At 38.1% G+C, this 20062-nt stretch carries 17 protein-coding genes; 16 read left to right on the top strand and 1 reads right to left on the bottom strand.

Annotated features, from left to right (window positions below; genetic code table 11):
* Nucleotides 1-246 precede the first annotated feature (246 nt).
* The 11 genes from ortA (at nucleotide 247) to BUB56_RS17045 (ending at nucleotide 15519) form a co-directional block, all read left to right on the top strand.
* Complete coding sequence (gene ortA / locus BUB56_RS17095) at nucleotides 247-549, top strand: 2-amino-4-oxopentanoate thiolase subunit OrtA (protein ID WP_110942473.1); 303 nt, start codon at nucleotides 247-249, stop codon at nucleotides 547-549.
* Nucleotides 550-559: 10 nt separating this feature from the next.
* The gene (gene ortB, locus BUB56_RS17090) at nucleotides 560-1960 is read left to right on the top strand and encodes a 2-amino-4-oxopentanoate thiolase subunit OrtB (protein ID WP_110942472.1); all 1401 of its coding nucleotides are present in this window, start codon (nucleotides 560-562) and stop codon (nucleotides 1958-1960) included.
* 225 nt (nucleotides 1961-2185) lie between these two features.
* The gene (locus tag BUB56_RS17085) at nucleotides 2186-3628 is read left to right on the top strand and encodes a Na+/H+ antiporter NhaC family protein (protein ID WP_110942471.1); all 1443 of its coding nucleotides are present in this window, start codon (nucleotides 2186-2188) and stop codon (nucleotides 3626-3628) included.
* A gap of 339 nt (nucleotides 3629-3967) precedes the next feature.
* A complete protein-coding gene (locus BUB56_RS17080; RefSeq protein ID WP_190014675.1) occupies nucleotides 3968-5098 on the top strand; it encodes an SH3 domain-containing protein in 1131 nt (376 codons plus the stop codon).
* Nucleotides 5099-5309: 211 nt separating this feature from the next.
* A complete protein-coding gene (locus BUB56_RS17075; RefSeq protein ID WP_110942469.1) occupies nucleotides 5310-5894 on the top strand; it encodes a TetR/AcrR family transcriptional regulator in 585 nt (194 codons plus the stop codon).
* Nucleotides 5895-5932: 38 nt separating this feature from the next.
* The gene (locus BUB56_RS17070) at nucleotides 5933-6625 is read left to right on the top strand and encodes an ABC transporter ATP-binding protein (protein WP_110942475.1); all 693 of its coding nucleotides are present in this window, start codon (nucleotides 5933-5935) and stop codon (nucleotides 6623-6625) included.
* On the top strand, nucleotides 6625-8976 hold the full coding sequence (locus BUB56_RS17065) for an ABC transporter permease (protein WP_110942468.1): 2352 nt from the start codon (nucleotides 6625-6627) through the stop codon (nucleotides 8974-8976). Before BUB56_RS17070 ends, BUB56_RS17065 begins: the two co-directional genes overlap by 1 nt.
* Before the next feature lie 11 nt (nucleotides 8977-8987).
* Entirely contained in the window at nucleotides 8988-10217 is a 1230-nt protein-coding gene (locus BUB56_RS17060) for an efflux RND transporter periplasmic adaptor subunit (protein WP_110942467.1), read from the top strand.
* 57 nt (nucleotides 10218-10274) lie between these two features.
* Nucleotides 10275-10919, top strand: coding sequence for a DUF2339 domain-containing protein (locus BUB56_RS17055; protein WP_190014673.1), 645 nt, complete (start codon nucleotides 10275-10277; stop codon nucleotides 10917-10919).
* Between the two features lie 410 nt (nucleotides 10920-11329).
* Nucleotides 11330-13318, top strand: a complete 1989-nt coding sequence (locus BUB56_RS17050) for a DNA gyrase/topoisomerase IV subunit B (RefSeq protein WP_110942465.1) — start codon at nucleotides 11330-11332, stop codon at nucleotides 13316-13318.
* An 11-nt stretch (nucleotides 13319-13329) separates the two neighbouring features.
* The gene (locus BUB56_RS17045; RefSeq protein WP_110942464.1) at nucleotides 13330-15519 is read left to right on the top strand and encodes a DNA gyrase/topoisomerase IV subunit A; all 2190 of its coding nucleotides are present in this window, start codon (nucleotides 13330-13332) and stop codon (nucleotides 15517-15519) included.
* A gap of 98 nt (nucleotides 15520-15617) precedes the next feature.
* Here the strand turns inward: BUB56_RS17045 and BUB56_RS17040 are convergent, their stop codons facing one another.
* Nucleotides 15618-16814 (bottom strand): FprA family A-type flavoprotein, encoded by a 1197-nt coding sequence (locus BUB56_RS17040; protein ID WP_110942463.1) that lies wholly within the window; start codon nucleotides 16812-16814, stop codon nucleotides 15618-15620.
* A gap of 242 nt (nucleotides 16815-17056) precedes the next feature.
* Here BUB56_RS17040 and BUB56_RS17035 point away from each other — a divergent pair, with 242 nt between their 5' ends.
* The 5 genes from BUB56_RS17035 to BUB56_RS17015 all read left to right on the top strand — a co-directional run.
* The gene (locus BUB56_RS17035) at nucleotides 17057-17593 is read left to right on the top strand and encodes a ferredoxin domain-containing protein (protein ID WP_110942462.1); all 537 of its coding nucleotides are present in this window, start codon (nucleotides 17057-17059) and stop codon (nucleotides 17591-17593) included.
* Between the two features lie 215 nt (nucleotides 17594-17808).
* A complete protein-coding gene (locus BUB56_RS20445) occupies nucleotides 17809-17943 on the top strand; it encodes a cyclic lactone autoinducer peptide (protein WP_242946415.1) in 135 nt (44 codons plus the stop codon).
* A 70-nt stretch (nucleotides 17944-18013) separates the two neighbouring features.
* Entirely contained in the window at nucleotides 18014-19393 is a 1380-nt protein-coding gene (locus BUB56_RS17025; RefSeq protein ID WP_110942461.1) for a sensor histidine kinase, read from the top strand.
* 63 nt (nucleotides 19394-19456) lie between these two features.
* On the top strand, nucleotides 19457-19690 hold the full coding sequence (locus BUB56_RS17020) for a hypothetical protein (RefSeq protein ID WP_110942460.1): 234 nt from the start codon (nucleotides 19457-19459) through the stop codon (nucleotides 19688-19690).
* Nucleotides 19691-19873: 183 nt separating this feature from the next.
* Nucleotides 19874-20062: transposase zinc-binding domain-containing protein (locus tag BUB56_RS17015; RefSeq protein ID WP_190014671.1), on the top strand; the 189-nt coding region annotated here is incomplete at its 3' end.

The following is a 20062-nucleotide window of genomic DNA, read 5'->3' as shown; positions in this document are numbered from 1 at the left end:
AACCAGCTAAACATCGAATCGTCCTTGTGGAGTGACACGCTTTTTCACGGATAAGCCTCTACTATGGAAGGGATCCAGGAGGAATGCACATCTATCTCTCTGACAAAGAGATTATAGCACGATGTTTAAAAAATTCAATGTCTGGTGTCACTGATTCATCTGAACAATAGATTTAAAGTTGTCAAAGAACATTCGGGTGGGTTTTTGAGCCCTAACCCTATATTTATCTTACAAGGAGGAGATAAAATGAATAGAGCAGTAAAAGGGGGCTGGGTAGAAATTGAAGACCAAGTATTATCAAGATATGAGAGAGCTCCCCAGGTACCGGATGATACAAAGGAGACCCCGCTTATGATGTGGACAAGGGGATTTTTGCTTGAAGAATCAGCAGCAATCGGAGATTGGGTATCAGTACGTACACTTTCTGGAAGAATCGCAAGGGGCAAGTTAGTTGAAATCAATCCCCGATTTGTGCACGACTTTGGAAACACAGTTCTAGAGCTGCTGGAAACGGGTGTATCTTTAAAAGAAGACCTAGAGAATTGTTAGGAGGGGCAAAATGAGGGATCTATCATATACAGGTGTTATGCAGAGAAAAAATGAAATCATGAAAGAAGCAATAGGAATAGATTATAGCGTTTTTGAATATGGAAAAATAGCTTTTAACTATGAAAAGATGATGCAGAATGTAGCCTATTCTATGGAGGAGATGCAGAGAATTCAAAAAGAAACGAAAGTAGGCAATACTCCGTTGTTTGAACTGAAAAATATTACAAAATTAATAAGAAAATATGCAGAACCAGGTAAAGGAGCAAGATTATTTATTAAGGATGAGGCAGCCAATGCATCTGGATCGTTTAAAGCCAGAAGAGCAGCTATTTCAGTCTATCATGCACAAAAAAACGGGTATAAAGGTGTGATTGCAGCCACAAGCGGTAATTATGGTGCTGCTGTTGCCTCACAGGCCGCCCAAAGAGGGCTTAAATGTATTATCGTCCAGGAGGTATATGATTCTAGCAAAAGGGGCCAACCAGAAATTATCGAAAAAGCCCGCAAATGCGAAGCTTTTGGGGCTGAGGTAATACAGCTTACGGTTGGACCGGAGTTATTTTATACATTTCTAAAAGTAATTGAAGAGACAGGCTTTTTTAATGCATCTTTATATACACCTTTTGGAATAGCAGGAGTCGAAACATTGGGCTATGAAATCGCAAATCAAATGATGGAGATGGAAGGAAGATACCCTGATACAGTTGTTGCAACTCATGCCGGCGGTGGAAATCTTACTGGAACTGCCAGAGGACTCATGAAAGCAGGTGCAGCTTGTGAAATAGTAGGGGCATCGGTAGATCTCCATGGCTTACATATGGCTTCCGATAGAGATTTTAATAAGAAATCTTTCACAACCGGGCATACTGGGTTTGGAATTCCGTTTGCAACAAAGCCAGACCGGGCAGATGTACCTAGAAATGCTGCCAGAGTACTGCGTTATATGGATAGATATGTTACCGTAACCCAAGGCGAAGTATTCTATGCTACGGAGATGTTAGCACGATTAGAAGGCATTGAAAGGGGTCCTGCAGGAAATACATCCTTGGCTGCGGCTATTGCATTAGCTAAGGAAATGGATCAAGATAAAATTATTGTTGTTCAGGAAACTGAGTATACAGGAGCAGGCAAGCATCCCATGCCTCAATTAACCTTTGCAAAAAATAATGGCATTAGAGTTTATAGAGGAAATCCTGTAGAAAACATTCCTGGAGAAACAATCGTGATCCCTACTTCTATGGCACAAGTATCTGCACAAGATGTAGATCTGATTAAACTAAAAACAACCTATCTAAAAAATATTGCAGATACATACAGACTGGACGATCTTACTGGCGAAGATCTACAATTTTTAGCCGATGAACTAAAGCTGTCTGTAGGAGATATCATAGCACTTTATAAAAACTTATAAATCTTTTAAATGTATTTGCATTGCTATGAAATTATTTTCCATGTGGAAAAAAATTTCATAGCAATTTTTTTCCTAGACAGCAAAAATAATAATATAACTTGTGTAATAATTCATGAAAGAGAAGGTTTCTCAGGAAAATTTTCAATAAAAAAACTTGGCATAGCATTTGCGATATAAAATAGTTGACGAAAGTCAAAATGATCAAAAAATAAAAGGAGGGCAAACATGGATAATCAAATTAAGAAGCTCGAGTTTTATGGGGGAGAATGGATGTCTTTTATTCCATTCATTGTATTTCTATTACTAATCGTTATGACTACGTTCATAGCGGGCTCTATCTCAGACGGTGCATTATGGATCCCGGCATTTATGGCACTTATCATTGCATTTTTCTTCGCAAAGGACAAAAAATATTATAGTGAAGTAATTATTAATGGTATGGCAAGTAAAGAAGCAATCATTCCTGTAGTTTGTTGGATTTTTGCCGGTGTTTTTTCGAGAATCCTTAGAGAGTCAGGGCTTGCCGGAGGAATTGCAGGTATGGCTGCGTCATTGGGGATCAGCGGAACCTTCTTTGTAATCGTTTCATTTATTGCATCTGCTATATTTGCCACAGCATCTGGGACAGGCTTTGGTACGATTGCAGCGGGGATGGGTGTTCTATATCCTGCAGGGGTTGCTCTTGGTGCACATCCGGCACTATTAGCTGGAGCGATTGTATCGGGCGGGGCATTTGGAGACAACCTGGCTCCTGTTTCAGATACGACCATTTGCTCTGCAACTTCGCAGGGAGTTGACGTTCCGGGTGTTGTAAAGTCAAGGTTAAAATATGCACTCACTGCAGCCGGGATTACGGTTGTTGGCATTATTATATTCGGCATGATGTATAGCGGATACACTGGAGTAGTTGGAACTATAGACTATAATAGCACAGCATTGATCATGCTGGTTCCTGTAGCAATTACGATCTGGATGGCAGTAAAAACAGGAGATATTATCATAGCGACCACTTTTGGTACTGTTCTGGCCGGCCTAACTGCGGTTTTTGCCGGGCTAATTGATTTTATACAAATTGATCCGGGACAGGAAGTTACAAAGAAAGCTTTGTTTAGAGTAGTTGGGGAAGGGCTAGATAGAACAGTTGACGGAGTAATATATACGGGTATTAATAGTATGATTCAAGTTGTTATATTGGCGATCCTATTGTTTGGGTCTATAGCTATTATGAGAGCTGGGCAGGGAGATGTAAAATTACTGGAGGCTATTGGGAAAATTGCTCAAGGACCAAAAGGTGCTGAGTTTTCAATATCAGGCATGACAATCATCCTTTCATCATTGATGGGTCTAAATGCACCGGCTATATTGGCTGTAGGGGCTTCCTTTGCGAAACCACTGTCAAAAAAACATGGCATTAGCCCCTATAGAACAGCAAATCTGTTGGACGCAACTTCTTGTACACTGGTTTATTCACTTCCTTGGACACCGGCCATTATCTATACCATTGGATTTACCAGAGACGGTATTCACCCGCTTACTGCAATGGAAGTTACACCATTCGTATTTTATGCCTTCGCAATGCTGGCTGTTATGTTTGGAAGTATCCTGTTAGGTATTGGAAGAAATGATAACATGGATTCTAAAGATATTAAGAAGGGACAAACCGCATAGGTGAACTTATTAAAAGACTTAAAAAGCCAGCTGCAAGATTGTAATTGAGTATTGGGATTTATGACAGAATAAAAAATATAGGGAGTTAAAAGGTCAATGGTTTTCACCATTGGCCTTTTACTATAACATCGAATAATAATGGCTAAATCTCTACGACACAAGCAGATGTAAAGAAAACATCAGAAAAAGAAAGAGGATTTTGAAAATAAAAATTGAATTAAAATACCTAGGGATAATAGGTAAGACGTCCCTTGACACTCTGTCACGAAGAAGAGAGGAGAGATTTAGGCAGTGAAGAGGAGATGTACATATTTTGTTATAATCATGGTGGTTCTAAGTATGCTCTGCATAAACGGGATTGCCTTCGGAGAAGAAAATACAAAAGCTGTTGTCATCGATAGAATGGTAAATATTTATGAAAACCCCCAGGGAAACTCCAAAGCTGTTGGCAGTGCGGGGGCAGGCGATACTCTTTTTGTCATAGGAAATGAAGGGAAATGGTTAAAAATTTCAACGGAAAATGGCATCCATGGATGGATCCACAGCCAATCCGTACTTATTACCGACTATAGCAAGCATCCTATAAAGGAAGGGGTTGCAAATGAGGACTGCATCTATGTGTATGAGCTTCCAGATCCCAATTCGCTGCTAAAGGGAGCATTAGGCTTTACTTCAAAAGTCAGTATCGTAGCCCAGAAGGAAAAGTGGCTTCACATTGCTGTAGGCGACGAAGTCGTGGGCTGGGTACCCGCTCAACATATTACAGTGGCCGCCACGCCTGTTTATCCAAAGGCAATGATCGTGTCAGATAAAACAAATGTAAAGGTGAAACCGGAATATAACAGCGAAACAATGGTAGAGATAGAAAAAAACACGATTGTATTGTTAAAGGATTATAAAGCGGACTACTTTCATGTGATATTAACAGACGGACAAGAAGGCTGGATACATAAATATCAGATGAAAACAGTTCACGAGATTATTGAAGAGAAGAACAAAAGTTATTTTACGAAACATGTAGTTCCAAGCGAAGAAAAAAACAAGAATGAAAATAAAAGTGGTGCAGCAGAGGATGACTTTGAAGATATTAAGAAAGCAGCAACTTTGATTGGTAAAGACTTTACTGCTACAGCCTATGATCTGTCTATTGCATCCTGTGGGAAAGCAGTAGGTGCAAAGAACAGAGGTTTCACAAGCACCGGAATCGATTTGAATGGCAAACAGTGGGGGGATATTATGGTGGTTTCTGTTGATTCAAAGGTAATTCCCTTGGGCAGTAAAATTCTAGTTCTCTTTAAAGCAGATGATTGGCGTTCGAAGTATAATGGAATCTACATAGCTGGAGATACCGGTGGCGGTGTGAAAGCAAGAACAATAGATATTTACCTTGGGGACAACGGAAATAAGCAGTTGGAGGAAGTAAAGAAATTTGGCCGGGGAAAAGATGTAGAGGTTTATTTGATTGATTAAGGTTTAAGGATGAAGGACTGTCTTACAGCGGATCATATGATCTGCAAATGAGCGGTCCTTTTCTAATACATTTGATGCTTTTATAGCTTATATTTTATTTTCATTCATTGAAAAAATCTAAAAATTGGATTATAATAAAACTAAACTATTAAACTAATATAGTTCAATAGTTTAGCTTGTCCATATATTCAGTCTGGAGGTTTTAGAAAATATGGCGCATCGAAACAAGAAGAAGTATAAAAAACTATTAGAAATATCAGAGGAATTGTTTTGGAAATACGGCTATCACAGAGTAACGATGGATGAAATCGCTAAAGCAGCCGGTATAAGCAAAGCCACGGTATACACTTACTTCCCTACGAAGGATGATCTGTTTTTAGAGGTGCTTAAAAGCAATACAGATTACCATATGGAAAAAATAATGGAAAAGATCGATGCCAATTATCATACATTTGACAAAATAGACTGCCTATACACCTATATGCTAAACATAGCCAAAGAGTTTCCCATGATTCTAAGCAAGGATATTATGGAACGGATGAATGTGCTAGAAAAGCTTTCTGAGTATAAGACCCAAAAGGTGCTCCTTATGTGGAAGCATATATTGGAAGATGGTATTCAAAAAGGTGAAATCAGAGCGCTGGATGTTGATTTTGCAGCCAATCTTTTATTGTATATGCCGACGATGTTTATGAAAATGGAGTATCTATCAATGGATGAAAACCAACGGGTTGCCTTATATGAAAATCTTTTTGATTTTATGAAATACGGATTATTAGGAGGTCTGACAAAATAAAATCTACTGAAGGGGGTGAAAGATTGAAAAATATTCTTATGAGAGCAGAAAACCTTAGTAAGAGTTATCAGATGGGAGAAGTAACCGTTAAGGCATTAGACAATATAAGCCTGGAAATATTTGAAGAAGAATTTGTTGTGATTTTAGGGCCTAGCGGATCCGGCAAAAGTACACTGTTAAATATCCTTGGCGGAATGGATTCACCGTCTGAAGGCCGGGTATTCGTTGGAAATGAGGAAATAACTAACTATAATGATCGCAAGTTAACAGGCTATAGACGCGACAGTGTGGGTTTTGTTTTTCAGTTCTATAATCTTATGGCAAATCTGACGGCCAAAGAGAATGTTGAATTGGCAACAGAAATATGTAAAGGTGCTCTAGATATCGACGAGGTCATGGAGGAAGTAGGATTAGGAGAAAGAAAGGATCACTTTCCTTCTCAAATGAGTGGAGGGGAACAACAACGGGTAGCTATTGCAAGGGCTGTTGCGAAGAATCCTTTGATATTACTTTGTGATGAGCCTACGGGGGCCCTTGATTTTAAGACAGGGATATTGATTTTATCACTGCTTCACAAGATTAATAGAACCCTCAAAAAAACGGTGATCATCATTACCCACAACATGGCTATTGGGGATATGGCAGATCGAGTAATAAAAATGAGAAGCGGAAAAATCATTGAAGTAAAAGAAAATTTACATCCAATCTCTCCCGAAAGGATTGAATGGTAATGAAAAAGCTAGATTTAAGGCTTCTAAGAATGATCAAGACTACAAAAGGACAGTTTATTTCGATTACGGTGATTATCGCTGCAGCATTATGCATTTATATGCTATTTGGGATGACGAATGTAAATATACGAAATACAGTAGATTTTTATTATGATTTGACAAATATCAATGACATTCAAGTACAGTTGATTAGGATACCCCAGGGAGCCCTTAAGGAAATCAATACCATCGAGGGAATCAAGGAGGTTCAGGGAAGAATTAGCTTTGATGTGCCTTTATCGGTTCAAAACAAGGATGAAAAAGTTTCTGTCCGGATCATATCTCTGCCCAGTGATGGCGAGAAGATCAATAAGCTGTATTATATGAACGGAAAGGATTCTGCTGTTGACAGCGACAGTGTAATTCTTTTAGAGCAGTTTGCCAAGGCGAGGAACATTCGGCCGGGAGATGTGATTGCTCCCTATATAAATGGCAGGGAACACAAATTAAATGTATCAGCTATCGCAGCAAGTCCAGAGTTTATTTATCTGATGGAAAATGATCAATCCCTGATGCCAGCCAATGAGAAATTCGGCGTTGCCTATGTTAATGAAGCCTTTGCCCAATCCCTTTATGGCTATAGAGGGAGCTACAACGAAGTGCTGATAACCTTGGAAAAGGGAAGCAATATTGATGATGTGGTGGAGGTCATTGAGAAAAAGCTTGATAAATACGGAGTAAAAAGAATTATTAAATTAGAGGATCAGCTGAGCAACAATGTATTAACACAGAAAATGGATGGTATCGAACAGATGGCTGCGGCCATTCCGGTGATGTTCTTAGGAGTCGCCTCTATTATTATATCTATCATGCTTTCAAGAATTGTAAATAATGACAGAATGGCCATTGGCGTACTAAAGGCCATGGGATATGGAAATATTGGCGTATTGTCCCATTACATCAAATATTCCCTGATGATCGGTATGACAGGTTCAATTATAGGGATATTGGGAGGTCTATTATTATCAAGACCCTTTACCAATATATTTGTCCTCTATTTCAATATACCCGTTATTAGGATGGAAATCTACTATAGCTACATGATAAAGGCTATACTGCTAACCAGTATGTTTTGTATCGCTTCCGGACTTTTTGGCGCCAAATCGGTTATTAGGATCATGCCGGCAGATTCACTTAGACCCGAAGCACCTAAGTCAGGAAAAAGAATCCTCTTAGAGCGTATGGGCTTTGTGTGGCACAGATTATCCTTTAGCTGGAAAATGGTCATACGAAATATTGCAAGAACGAAACGCCGATTTATATTGTTAGTGTTTGGTTTGGCCTTGACCTATGCGATCAATACAGTACCACTTTACGAGGGAGTAGCTATTCCGCAAATGTTTAACTTGCAATATGGAGTATATCAAAAAATGGACTATGCCATTGACTTTACTCATCCCATGAGCAAAAGTGTTATGGTGGATTTGAAGAAGCTCATCGATGTAGAGCATATGGAAGCAAAAATTGAATATCCCTTTAAACTGACCAATGGTTGGAGAGAACGAAATGTGTTTATTATCGGAGTGCCCCAGGATACTTCCTTTTATGAGTTTAGAGACAGCAGCCAAAGAACAGTTTCATTGGAGCCTAACCGCATATTTATCACAAAGGCTTTATCAAAAACCCTGAATGTTCAGCAGGGAGATACCCTAAAAATAAAGAATTTTTTGCCTGGTAAAAAAGATGTTGAGGTCGAAATTGGAGGCGTGATTGAGCAGTACATGGGAGTAAATGCCTATATGGAGATAGAAACCATGGAGAGACTCTTAACTGAAAAAAATCTCATTACTGGGGTAACACTTGCTTCCCAGGATCAAATAAAAGATAAACTAAAGGATGTAAAAAATATAGCTTCTATCAATTCTGTAGCGGATATGAAAACTGCATTTTTAGAATTCTTAGATACAATGATTCTGGCTACGAGGCTTTATCTCCTGTTTGGAGGGGTTTTAGGCTTTGCAATTATCTATAACTCAACCATCGTGGGCATTTCAGAAAGAAACATGGAATTTGCATCTTTGAGGATTTTAGGCTTTGATAAGAATGATATATTCTGGATGATCACCAGAGAAAATGCATTGATGGCTTTAGCTGCTATATTGGTGGGAATACCTATGGGAATGGGGATCATAAAAGGCTTTGCTGAATCCTTTAGTTCAGAGGTAATCACCTTTCCTATAATACTCAGCGCGGAAATATTTATTACCGCTGCTGTGGCAACGGTATTCTTTGTAAGCATCGCACAGCTGGCTGCTTACAAAAAAATTCATAGTCTCAATTTTATTGATGCACTGAAAAGTCGTATTTCTTAGGGGGATAAAATATGAAGAAAAAAAGAATGCTTTGGATCGGGTTCATAACATTGGGCATTGCTGCAATTGTATTATCTCGAATGATGCCTGCAAAAAGCGTAGTAGTAGATATGGATATGGTAAAGGCAGGTAACATTGATAAGTATGTAGAAGAGGTGGCAACGGTTTTTCTTGAGGATGAGATTGCGGTTTATGCCTTTGAGAGTGGAAAGGTTCTGGAGGTATCGGCTGATACGGGGCAGACTGTGAAAAAAGGAGATCTGCTGGTTCGGATCGATGACCGGGAAATACTAATGCAGAAAGAAATACTGGAGGAACAGATCAAGTCAGCGGCTGCACAATTCGAAGAAAAGAGAAAACCGACAGGTCCGGAAGAACTGAATAAACTTAGGGCACAAGTACGGTCTGCGGAAATAAAGTTCGAAGAAGCCAAAAGGAACATGGTTAATAACCAATCCTTATACGAAGCCGGTGCTATTAGTCAAAATGATTACCAGAAATTTATCGTCAGCTTTGAAACAACTGAAGCGGAGCTAGAAGTTGCCAGAAACAATCTGTTATTGGCACAAAAAGGTATCTCTGGCAATATAGAAAAACAATACCGGGCACAGATCGCCGAGATAGAAAAACGGATTGAAATACTGGAAAAGAAACGAAATGATTTAATGATCCGATCACCTATTGACGGTATAGTCATGAATAATAAAGTGAAAGTAGGGAATTTGCTGCAATCAGGCACATTGATTATGGAGATTGGCAACACATCAGAATACTACTTGGAAAGTGATATTCTGATGGATGAAATGGGCGCTGTACAACTGGGAAATAGAGTTATGATAAACAACGAGGATTTAGGAATTAAGGATGCCAGGGGTACATTGAACAATATTTTCCCAAAAGCATTTAGCAAAGTCTCAGATTTAGGAATCGAACAAAAAAGAGTCAAAGTTAGGATAAGGTTAGATGAGGAAATACAGAATTTAAAACCTGGATACGATGTGGAAATTAGAATTATTACAGATAGCAGAAATAATACATTGCTTGTGAATAAAAAGGCAGTTTTTCAGTATCAGGGAAATGACAGCGTTTTCGTCAACGAAAATGGCATGGCGAAGCTGAGACCAATCAAAACAGGCTTAGAAAGCGATAAACAAATAGAGGTATTAAGTGGATTAAGCGAAGGAGAAGTCGTAATCCTGTCCCCTAATGAAGAAATTCAGGACGGAACGCGGATTAAGTAAAAAATATATTATAGAATGGAAACACCCTATCCTATATTAGAACACAAAGACGTAGTGTTGGCAGTTCGTCATGAAGCACTTGTCATCGGTATTCTAGGCATTGTAGGGGGTTATACCACACCTTTGCTTGTTTCGAGCGGAGAGCCTTCACCGTGGATTCTTTTTGGATACCTTACAGTGCTGACTGTTGGTGTATTGGGTGTAGCGGCTTATTGTAAATGGCCATCCTTCAATTATTCTAGTTTTATTGCCAACCAGCTATATATTTGCTTATGGTTTATATCGGGAGACTATGATGAATATCTAGGGATCACTATGGTGTTTTTGATCATCATTTTTGGCTTATACTTGGGAGTAGCCTCTGTCTACAGAGTTAGGGATAAAACCTTCTTATTCAATCATCAAACGGCCTTAATGATTTTCACCTTATGCATTACCGGCGGGATTATCTATTTGTATGGAAGATTTGTGGAAAAGGTCAAGCCAATTGATAAAACAGCAGCAGCTTTTTTCAAAGGGATAGGTTTGGTTGAAATATTTGTATTTATAACCATCCAGAATAGTCATTTCTTTTCTCAAAAGGATTATGATCTTTTCCTATCTCCTGAACAATTGAGTCTAAGTGGCTTATGGATGATCTATGCAATTCTTCTTTTTATCTTTGGTATTAAAGAACGCAATCCATACCCATTCCTATATTGAGAACGAGAAATTTATAGATGTTACAGAGCGATTGCCTTTTACAGAAAGATTTACATGGCTTATGACCGCAAGCTTATCATTATTAACCCTTGGTGTATTAGTTTTCCTCTATAAAACTATAAAGCAGGTAGGATAAAGCAGATATATTTCGATCACATAAAAAGTATTCTAGCGCAATGCTAGAATACTTTTTATGTGCCAAAGGATGAATGGGGCATATAGACTTGCAATACCATAGACATTCCCAGAAAAACAAATTATAATATGAGAGTTAGAAGTTTATGTAAAATAAATAGAACGGATGTTTGCATCTGTACGAAATAATGATATAATACGGTTGCCCGGCAATACTATCGAGAATAGAATTGAAAAAGGGATATGCTGCTATAGCTTTCTGAGGGAGGAGTACCATGGTTAAGAAACATAATTACGGAAATGAGAGTTTATCAACGCTGGTAGAAAAGGATAAGGTAAGATTGAGACCTGGGGTTATATTCGGTAGTGATGGGCTGGAAGGCTGTCAGCATACATTGATGGAGATTGTAGGAAACAGCAGGGACGAAGCCTGTGAAGGCTGGGGCAATGTCATAGAGGTTACAAGATTTAAGGACCATTCCATAGAGGTAAAGGATGAAGGCAGGGGAATCCCCTTAGAGTGGAACCCAAAGGAGCAGAAATATAATTGGGAGATTGTATTTACCATCCTTTATGGCGGAGGAAAATATGATAATAATTCTGGCAGCAACTATCAGTTCAGTATCGGATTAAACGGACTGGGAACCGCTGCAACCCAGTTTGCTTCCGAATATATGGATGTAACCGTCTTTCGTGATGGATACAAGTATGAATTACACTTTGCAAAAGGTGACAATATAACGGGTACTGAGGAAGGCTATATCAAAACCAAGTGCAGTTATGAGCATACGGGAACCATCATAAAGTGGAAGCCGGATTTAGATGTTTTTAATGATATCAATATTCCCCTGGACTTTTTTAAAACATCTCTAAAACGGCAGGCTATTGTCAATAAAGGCATTACCTTTAAACTTTATGATGAGGAGAGCGGGGAAACCTTTACTTATTTATATGAGAACGGTATCCGGGACCATATCCGAGAATTAAGCGGAGAAAAGGGATTTACAGAACAGCAGTACTTTGAGTATGAGACAAAGGGTAGAGACCGCGAGGACAAGCCCTTATATAAGGTGAAGATGGAAATTGCTTTTTGCTTTAATAATGAAGTGAATTCGTTAGAGTACTACCATAATTCATCCTATCTTGAGTATGGAGGATCTCCAGACAAAGCTGTAAAGAATGCCTTTGTTTATGCAATTGATCAAAAGCTGCAAAAGGAAGGAAAATATAATAAGGATGAAAAGAAAATAACCTTCCAGGATATTGGAGACAGCTTACTGTTGATTTCTAATACTTACAGCACCATTACTTCCTACGAAAACCAAACAAAAAGGGCCATCACAAATGTTTTCATTAAAGATGCCATGACTGACTTCTTAAAGCAAAAGCTCGAAATCTATTTTATTGAAAATAAGCTGGAAGCAGAAAAAATATTAGAGCAGGTGCTGATTAATAAAAGAAGCCGGGAAAAGGCAGAGAAAACCAGAATTGATGTAAGAAAACAGTTAAGCAAAAAAATAGACAATATTAGTAACCGTGTAAAGAAGTTCGTAGATTGCAGAACGAAGGATAAAAACAAAAGAGAACTGTTTATTGTTGAGGGGGATTCTGCTCTGGGAAGCACAAAGATGGGGAGAGATGCTGAATTCCAAGCGATTATGCCTGTACGGGGTAAAATTTTAAACTGCCTTAAATCTGACTATGATAAAATCTTTAAGAATGATATCATTATGGATTTGTTAAGAGTAATTGGCTGCGGCGTAGAGGTGCGTTCAAGGCATCTAAAGGACTTAACGGATTTTGACATTGGCAATATGACTTGGAATAAGCTGATCATCTGTACCGATGCTGATGTAGACGGTTTCCAGATTCGATGTCTTATCATTACGATGCTGTATGTACTGACACCTACGCTGATAGAGGAAGGATACGTTTATATCGCAGAGTCCCCTCTCTATGAGATATCCGATGAAAAGGGACGCAGCTATTTTGCCTACACAGAAGGGGAGAAGGCTCAAATATTGAAAAAGCTTAAGGGTAAGTTCAAGATTCAACGTTCTAAGGGACTTGGAGAAAACGAACCGGAAATGATGTGGGAAACCACAATGAATCCGGACACCAGAAGGCTGATACAGGTTACTCCGGCTGATGCAAAGGCTACCCAAGAGGCCTTCGAGCTGTTCTTAGGGGATAACCTCCCGGGAAGAAAACAGTTCATAGAAGAACATGGACATAAGTATCTGGATATATCAGATGTAAGCTAAAGGAGAAAAATATGAAGAGTAACATAAAAAAACTGAACGTAATCGATACGATAGAAACCAACTATATGCCCTACTCTATGTCTGTGATTGTATCCAGAGCATTGCCGGAGATAGACGGATTGAAACCCTCCCATAGGAAGCTGCTGTATACCATGTATAAGATGGGGCTATTAAAAGGCCAAAAAACGAAATCTGCAAACATCGTTGGACAGACCATGCGCCTAAATCCCCACGGAGATATGGCCATTTATGAAACCATGGTGCGACTGACCCGGGGAAATGAGGCATTGCTGCATCCTTATATTGACAGCAAGGGAAACTTCGGAAAAAATTATTCAAGGGATATGGCTTTCGCGGCCCCTCGTTATACCGAGGCAAAGCTGGATACAATCTGTGAGGAATTCTTTAACGAAATCGGAAACGATACGGTAGATTTTGCTCCCAACTATGACAATACGATGCAGGAGCCAACACTGCTGCCCACAACCTTCCCCAATATACTGGTCAATCCAAACCTGGGGATCGCCGTAGGAATGGCCAGCAGCATATGTAGCTTCAATTTAATAGAGCTTTGTAATACAACAATAAAACTACTTGAAAATGAAAATATTGATATATTAGAGCATTTAAAAGCCCCTGACTTTTCTTCCGGTGGAGAATTGATTTATAACCAGAAGGATATGAGAAAAATATACGAAGAAGGAAAGGGCACCTTCTATCTAAGAGGGAAGTATCGATATGATAAAGCCAATAGCTGCATTGATATTTATGAAATACCTTATACTACCAATGTAGAGACCATTATAGACCAGATCACTGATTTGGTGAAGAATGGAACCATCAAAGAAATAACCGATGTACGGGATGAAACCGATAAAAACGGGCTGAAGATTACCATAGACATAAAGAAATCAGCAGATGTTGAACAGCTTATGCTGAAAATTTTTAAATACACGAAGCTTCAGGACAGCTTCAGCTGCAACTTTAACATCTTGATTAATGGACATCCAAGGGTTCTAGGTGTCAAAGCCATTCTATTAGAGTGGATAGCCTTTAGAGTCAATTGTATCAAAAGAGGCCTGCGGTATGATATTGCTCGAAAGACTGAAAAGCTTCACCTGCTAAGGGGCTTGGAAAAAATCTTACTGGATTTGGATAAGGCAGTAAAGATCGTAAGGGATACAAAAAAGGATAAGGATGTTATACCTAATCTTATGAGTGGATTTGAAGTGGATCAGGTTCAGGCTGAATTTATTGCAGAGATTAAACTGAGAAATTTCAATCAAGAGTATATCCTTACAAAGACTAAGGATATCCAGGACTTAGAAAAGGAATTAAAAACACTGGAAGACACCTTAAACAGCGATAAGAAGGTAAAGAAAATAATTGTAAAGCAGCTGGAGGCTGTGATAAAGAAGTATGGACAAGATCGAAAAACCGACATTATTGAGGAACATCATATCGAGGAGATCAGTCATGAAGATCTCATTGAAGACTATAATGTAAAGCTGTTCCTTACAAAAGAAGGATATCTGAAAAAAATTCCTTTGATAAGCTTAAGAGGCAGTAATGGACAAAAGCTAAAAGAAGGAGATGTCATTACTCAGGAAGTGGACGGAACCAATAAGTCGGATGTTCTGTTTTTCACTAACAGGCATACGGTCTATAAAAAGAAGGCATATGAATTAGAGGATAGCAAGACCAGTAACTTAGGTGACTATTTGCCTAATTTGCTTGCCTTAGCGGAAAACGAAAAGATCATTTATATGACTGCGACGGCTGATTATAGCGGTTATATGTTGTTCTTCTTTAAGAATGGCAAATGTGCAAAAATAGAAATGTCCAGTTATGAGACAAAGACGAACCGAACACAACTGGCCAACGCTTACTCGGACAGTGATCCATTGGTATCTATAATGAAAATCAGAGAGGATGCGGAATTGGTTGCTATTAGCAGCATCCGCAAGGTGTTGATTTTCAATACAAATCAAATTAATCCTAAAACCACAAGAAACTCCCAGGGGGTTCAGGTGTTGAAGTCTAAAAACAACAGCGTTCTTACAGAGATAAAGCAAATTGAAGATGTACAATATAAGGATTTGGATTACTATAGGGCCAATATCCCAGCAATAGGCACCTTCTTAAAGAAAGAAGATGAAGAAAAGCAAATGCATCAGCTGCAGTTTATATTGGAAGAATAACTTTATCAGTATATCATGTTGGAAAAGCTATCTTCCCGTTGATCTTAGGATCATCGAGAGGATAGCCTTTTACTTTCCATACATCTAAACCCTATTTATTATGCTTCTTTTAAGGCTTGGGCCATTTGTTTGCCAATCATGACGCATCCGTCGATATCATTGCCGCAGGCAGCACATTTTGCCTCGACAGGTTCAGCCACCACTGGCAACTTGATCTGTTCTGCAAATTTTTTCAGGTTGCTGACACCACCGCCGCTCCAGCTATAGGTTCCAAAAATCCCAAGAATCCTATTTTTAACACCTATATGAATGAGTTTACTCGTTAGATTATCAATCGGAGGGAACAGGTTATTGTTATAGGCACAGCTTCCGATAATAAGACCTTTATATTTCCATATATCTCTTAAGATATAGGATATATGCGTCTTCGATGCATCATAGATCCTGATATTTTTAACGCCCTCTTCAGAAAGGGTTCTGGCGATGGTTTCAGCCATTTTACCGGTATTGCCGTACATGGTACCATATACGATCACCACACCCTCTTCTGCTTCATACTTGCTCCATTGATCATACAAAGATACGACCTTTTGAATATCACTTCTCCAAATCGGACCATGGGTAGAGCAAATTGTAGATATTTCTAGGCCTTGCAGCTTTTTCAAGGCTGCCTGAACAGGCGAACCAAATTTGCCGACGATATTGGAATAATATCTTCTCATTTCTTCCTCAAAAAAGTCTAAATCTACTTCATCGTCAAAGATACCTCCATCCAGGGCACCAAAGCTGCCAAAGGCATCGGCAGAGAATAGAATCTTGCTGGACTTATCATAAGTCATCATTGTCTCAGGCCAGTGAACCATTGGTGTCATATAAAATTTTAACTGATGCTTACCTAAATCGATTTCGTCGCCATCCTTTACCAGGTACGTATTGCTGGTAATACCATAAAAGTCAGCAATCATCCCGAAGGTTTTTTCATTGCCTACGATCTTGATGTCCGGATAGAGCTCCAGCACAGATTTGATCAGTCCTGAATGATCCGGTTCCATATGATTGATAATCAGGTAGTCCACTTTTCTGTCAGTGCCGATGATGCTTTGAATCTTTCGAATATACTCCCCTACTTGTCCACCCTCAACCGTATCTATAAGTGCGATTTTTTCATCTACAATAAGATAGGAGTTATAGGCTACACCATGCTCTAAGGGCCATAAATTTTCAAAAAGTGCAGTGCGCCGATCATTTACTCCTACCCAAAAAATATTCTCAGAAACTTTTACAGAATTAAACATAAATATGACCTCCCTAAATTTATGATCATGAAACGAACCATTATACAGATACCCAGAGTTTCTATTTCTATTCATAAGATATATACCATTATTTTGAAGAAATGTCAACAAACTAAAAATGCATATTGGGAAAGGAAAGAGGATGGTTTTGTAGAATGAAATATATAGATAGACTGCCAGATTTGTTTGAGACATGAATCTCTGATGAATCCCAGTCGAAATGGATAAAAGGAGGGGTACAAATGCTTTATAACAGCCATGAGGTAGAAAGGGATGCATTAATGCAGACAGCCGGGAAAATGTGTATTGCTGCACGAACAGCACCTAAGGGCAAGGGGGTAGATCAAATTGTAACAGCCATCGTTACAGGAGAAGAGAAGGATGCTATAGCCGATGAGATGGAAAAAATCGGTGAGCGTGAAAAACTGGATTTCTTTATACGGGATGCGGGAAACATCCGAAGGGCACCGGTGGTGGTACTTATCGGTACAACGGTAGGACAAAGAGGACTCAGTTACTGTGGATTTTGTGGTTTTGAGAACTGTGGGGATCAGGCAAAGAAAGGAGGCCGATGCTCCTTTGATGTCGTCGATTTAGGCATTGCGGTAGGTGCTGCGGTAAGTGTTGCTTCAGACGACAGGGTAGATAATCGGGTGATGTTCAGTATCGGCAAAGCAGCCATTGATCTAAAAGTGCTGGATGAAGCGGTAAAAGTGCTTTATGGAATTCCTTTAGCAGCCTATGGAAAGAATATTTTCTTTGACAGGGTTAAGGTATAAATGCCAATAATAAATGATTATCAACAAAAGATAGGGAAATTCCCTATCTTTTTGCAATATATGCCTTTATGCTTAATAAAGCAGCAGATAAATTATGTAAAATATATAGTAAAATTTTCCTAAAATACAATTTTCTACTTTTTTTCATATTTTTTGTTGTAATATATAATTAGCTAGACTAATTTGAATATTATTAAGGAAAGGAGGAAGTGGATATGTTGAGATATCTAAAAAGCAATTCTCTAAGACTACTTACTGCCTTCGCACTATTACTCGGATCAACAATTACCGTTAACTACTCAGCAGTATGGACTCATCAACCAAAGTGTCCAGAGGAACTACTCAAATAGGTAGAAATAACTAAATGGGAATGATACTATAATGTGTCATTCCCAAGTTCCATTTGAAGGAGTTTTGTAAATGAACATATATGAAATATGTAATCAAATAGCATTTCCTGCTATAGAGGCATTCTGTATTCTGTTATCCTATATGATTTTAATGAACAAGCAAAATTTTTTAAAAGAAAGCAAAATAAAAGTCTATATCTTTATACTATTCTATGTAACATTTACGTATTGGATTTCAACATATCTTCCGGGAGGGTTGCATACAACTATAGTAACTGGGTTTATAATAATTACTTTATCAATTGTTACTTCCTCTACTTTATTAAAATCAGCTATTGTTGCACTTCTTGTGATTATTTATTTAATGATAACAGAGGGACTTAGTTTTTTAATAACATCTGTACTTCTACATATCGAGGTGTCAGACCTACTTAATTATGAGGATACTAGATTTTATTTTTCACTAGCAGTTAAAACTTTCCAAATTATGATTATTCTATTTATATTAAAAAAGAAAATAAGAGTATTTAGCGGTTTAGGGGATGATGATCAAGGTAGTGGTATCTCTTACATATTGTTAGCCATTTTCTTAGTAGGTATGGTAGTTTTTAATATACATTATGCTACAAGCAGTACTGCAAGCATAATACTCTATGAAGCGTTGATAATTCTGATTTTTCTGATTTTTATAGGAATTGGGGTGCTAGTGTATAAAGAAAAGGAAGAACTTTGGAAAATTCAGCAGCAGTACAAGCTTCAGGCAGAATATGTGAAAAACATAGAAACCCTGCTAAATATCATTCGCAGGGAAAAACATGATTTTTCCAATCACATCAATACGGTATATGCATTATGCCTCATTAATTCTGAAAATACTGTGGAAAAAATAAAAAAATACCTGGATAAGCTGGTTCACAATATAAAATCCAGTTATCGCTACTACAATACGGGTAATGATTATGTAGATGGCTTGCTCACTGTGAAGAGCAATACAGCATTTTCCCATGATATACATCTGGATGTAGACTTTGAGGAACCGCTCAATCGGATTTCTTTGAATGAATATGACTTGATCAGTATCATTGGGAATATTGTTGATAATGCCTTTGATGCAGTACTATCTATACCAGACAATGAGCAAAAAATTGTTTCCATTTGTACATATATCGAAGAAGATGACTATTATTTATCCATTGCAAATAACGGCCCGCCTATACCGCCTGAGAACATAGACAAAATCTTTGAAAATGGGTTTTCTACAAAGGGGAGAGATAAAGAAGAACATGGGCTGGGACTTTTTATTATTAAAGAGCTGGTGAATAAGCATCATGGAGAGATAATTGTAAATAGTTCCGATCTAGAAACAGAGTTTCTAATAAAACTTCCACTAAGTAAAGTGAAAGTGGAGAAAGATAGTTCGGGAAACCTGCAATATAACATGGCACATTAGTTTAAGAAAGCATAGGATAAAATTGTTCTTAAAAACGAGAGAATAGAAAAAGGGGAAATCTATATGAAGATGCTGAAAGGTGAAATACTTGAAAATGATACAGTAGTAAATATTTTCAAAATGCCCTTTAGTGATGAAAAGAGTTTTTTTGTGGCGCTTGTTACATTATGCGATCGGTTCAAGGTGGATATCCCTATTTGGACCCTCCGCGAAGATAAGATCCTAAATGAAAAAAAAGAAATTATTATACCATTGGAAAAGGAATCTAAAATGAGACTACAAGTAATTACTCAATAAGATAGAAAAATATACGGTGTTTCTTTCTAAATGAGAATGGTGTGTAAGCGCCGTTCTCTTTTATTTTTGTATAAGAAAGTATAAATTTTTTTGATATAATAATAGGCATGTAAGAGAGTAAAATCAGGACATAGAAGAATTAACCATTTATTAACAGTAAAAATATGTAAGCGGAGTTTTGATATGGGAAAAGGGATTCTAAGACAAATATTTATTGATCATTGGGATGATTTTGTCAAATTGTATGGTCATAAGATTAGAAAAAATGTGCTAAGTGAAGTCAAAAAGATGATGCATTGTGGGTCGATTGCAAATGGATACATAGAATATAAGTGCCCAGACTGTGAGAATTCAAAGAAGATAGGTTTTCGT

The organism is Geosporobacter subterraneus DSM 17957 (assembly GCF_900142145.1).
Taxonomy (GTDB): domain Bacteria; phylum Bacillota; class Clostridia; order Peptostreptococcales; family Thermotaleaceae; genus Geosporobacter; species Geosporobacter subterraneus.
Note: the sequence above shows the minus strand (reverse complement) of the source record. Positions and strands in the feature narration are given on the sequence as shown.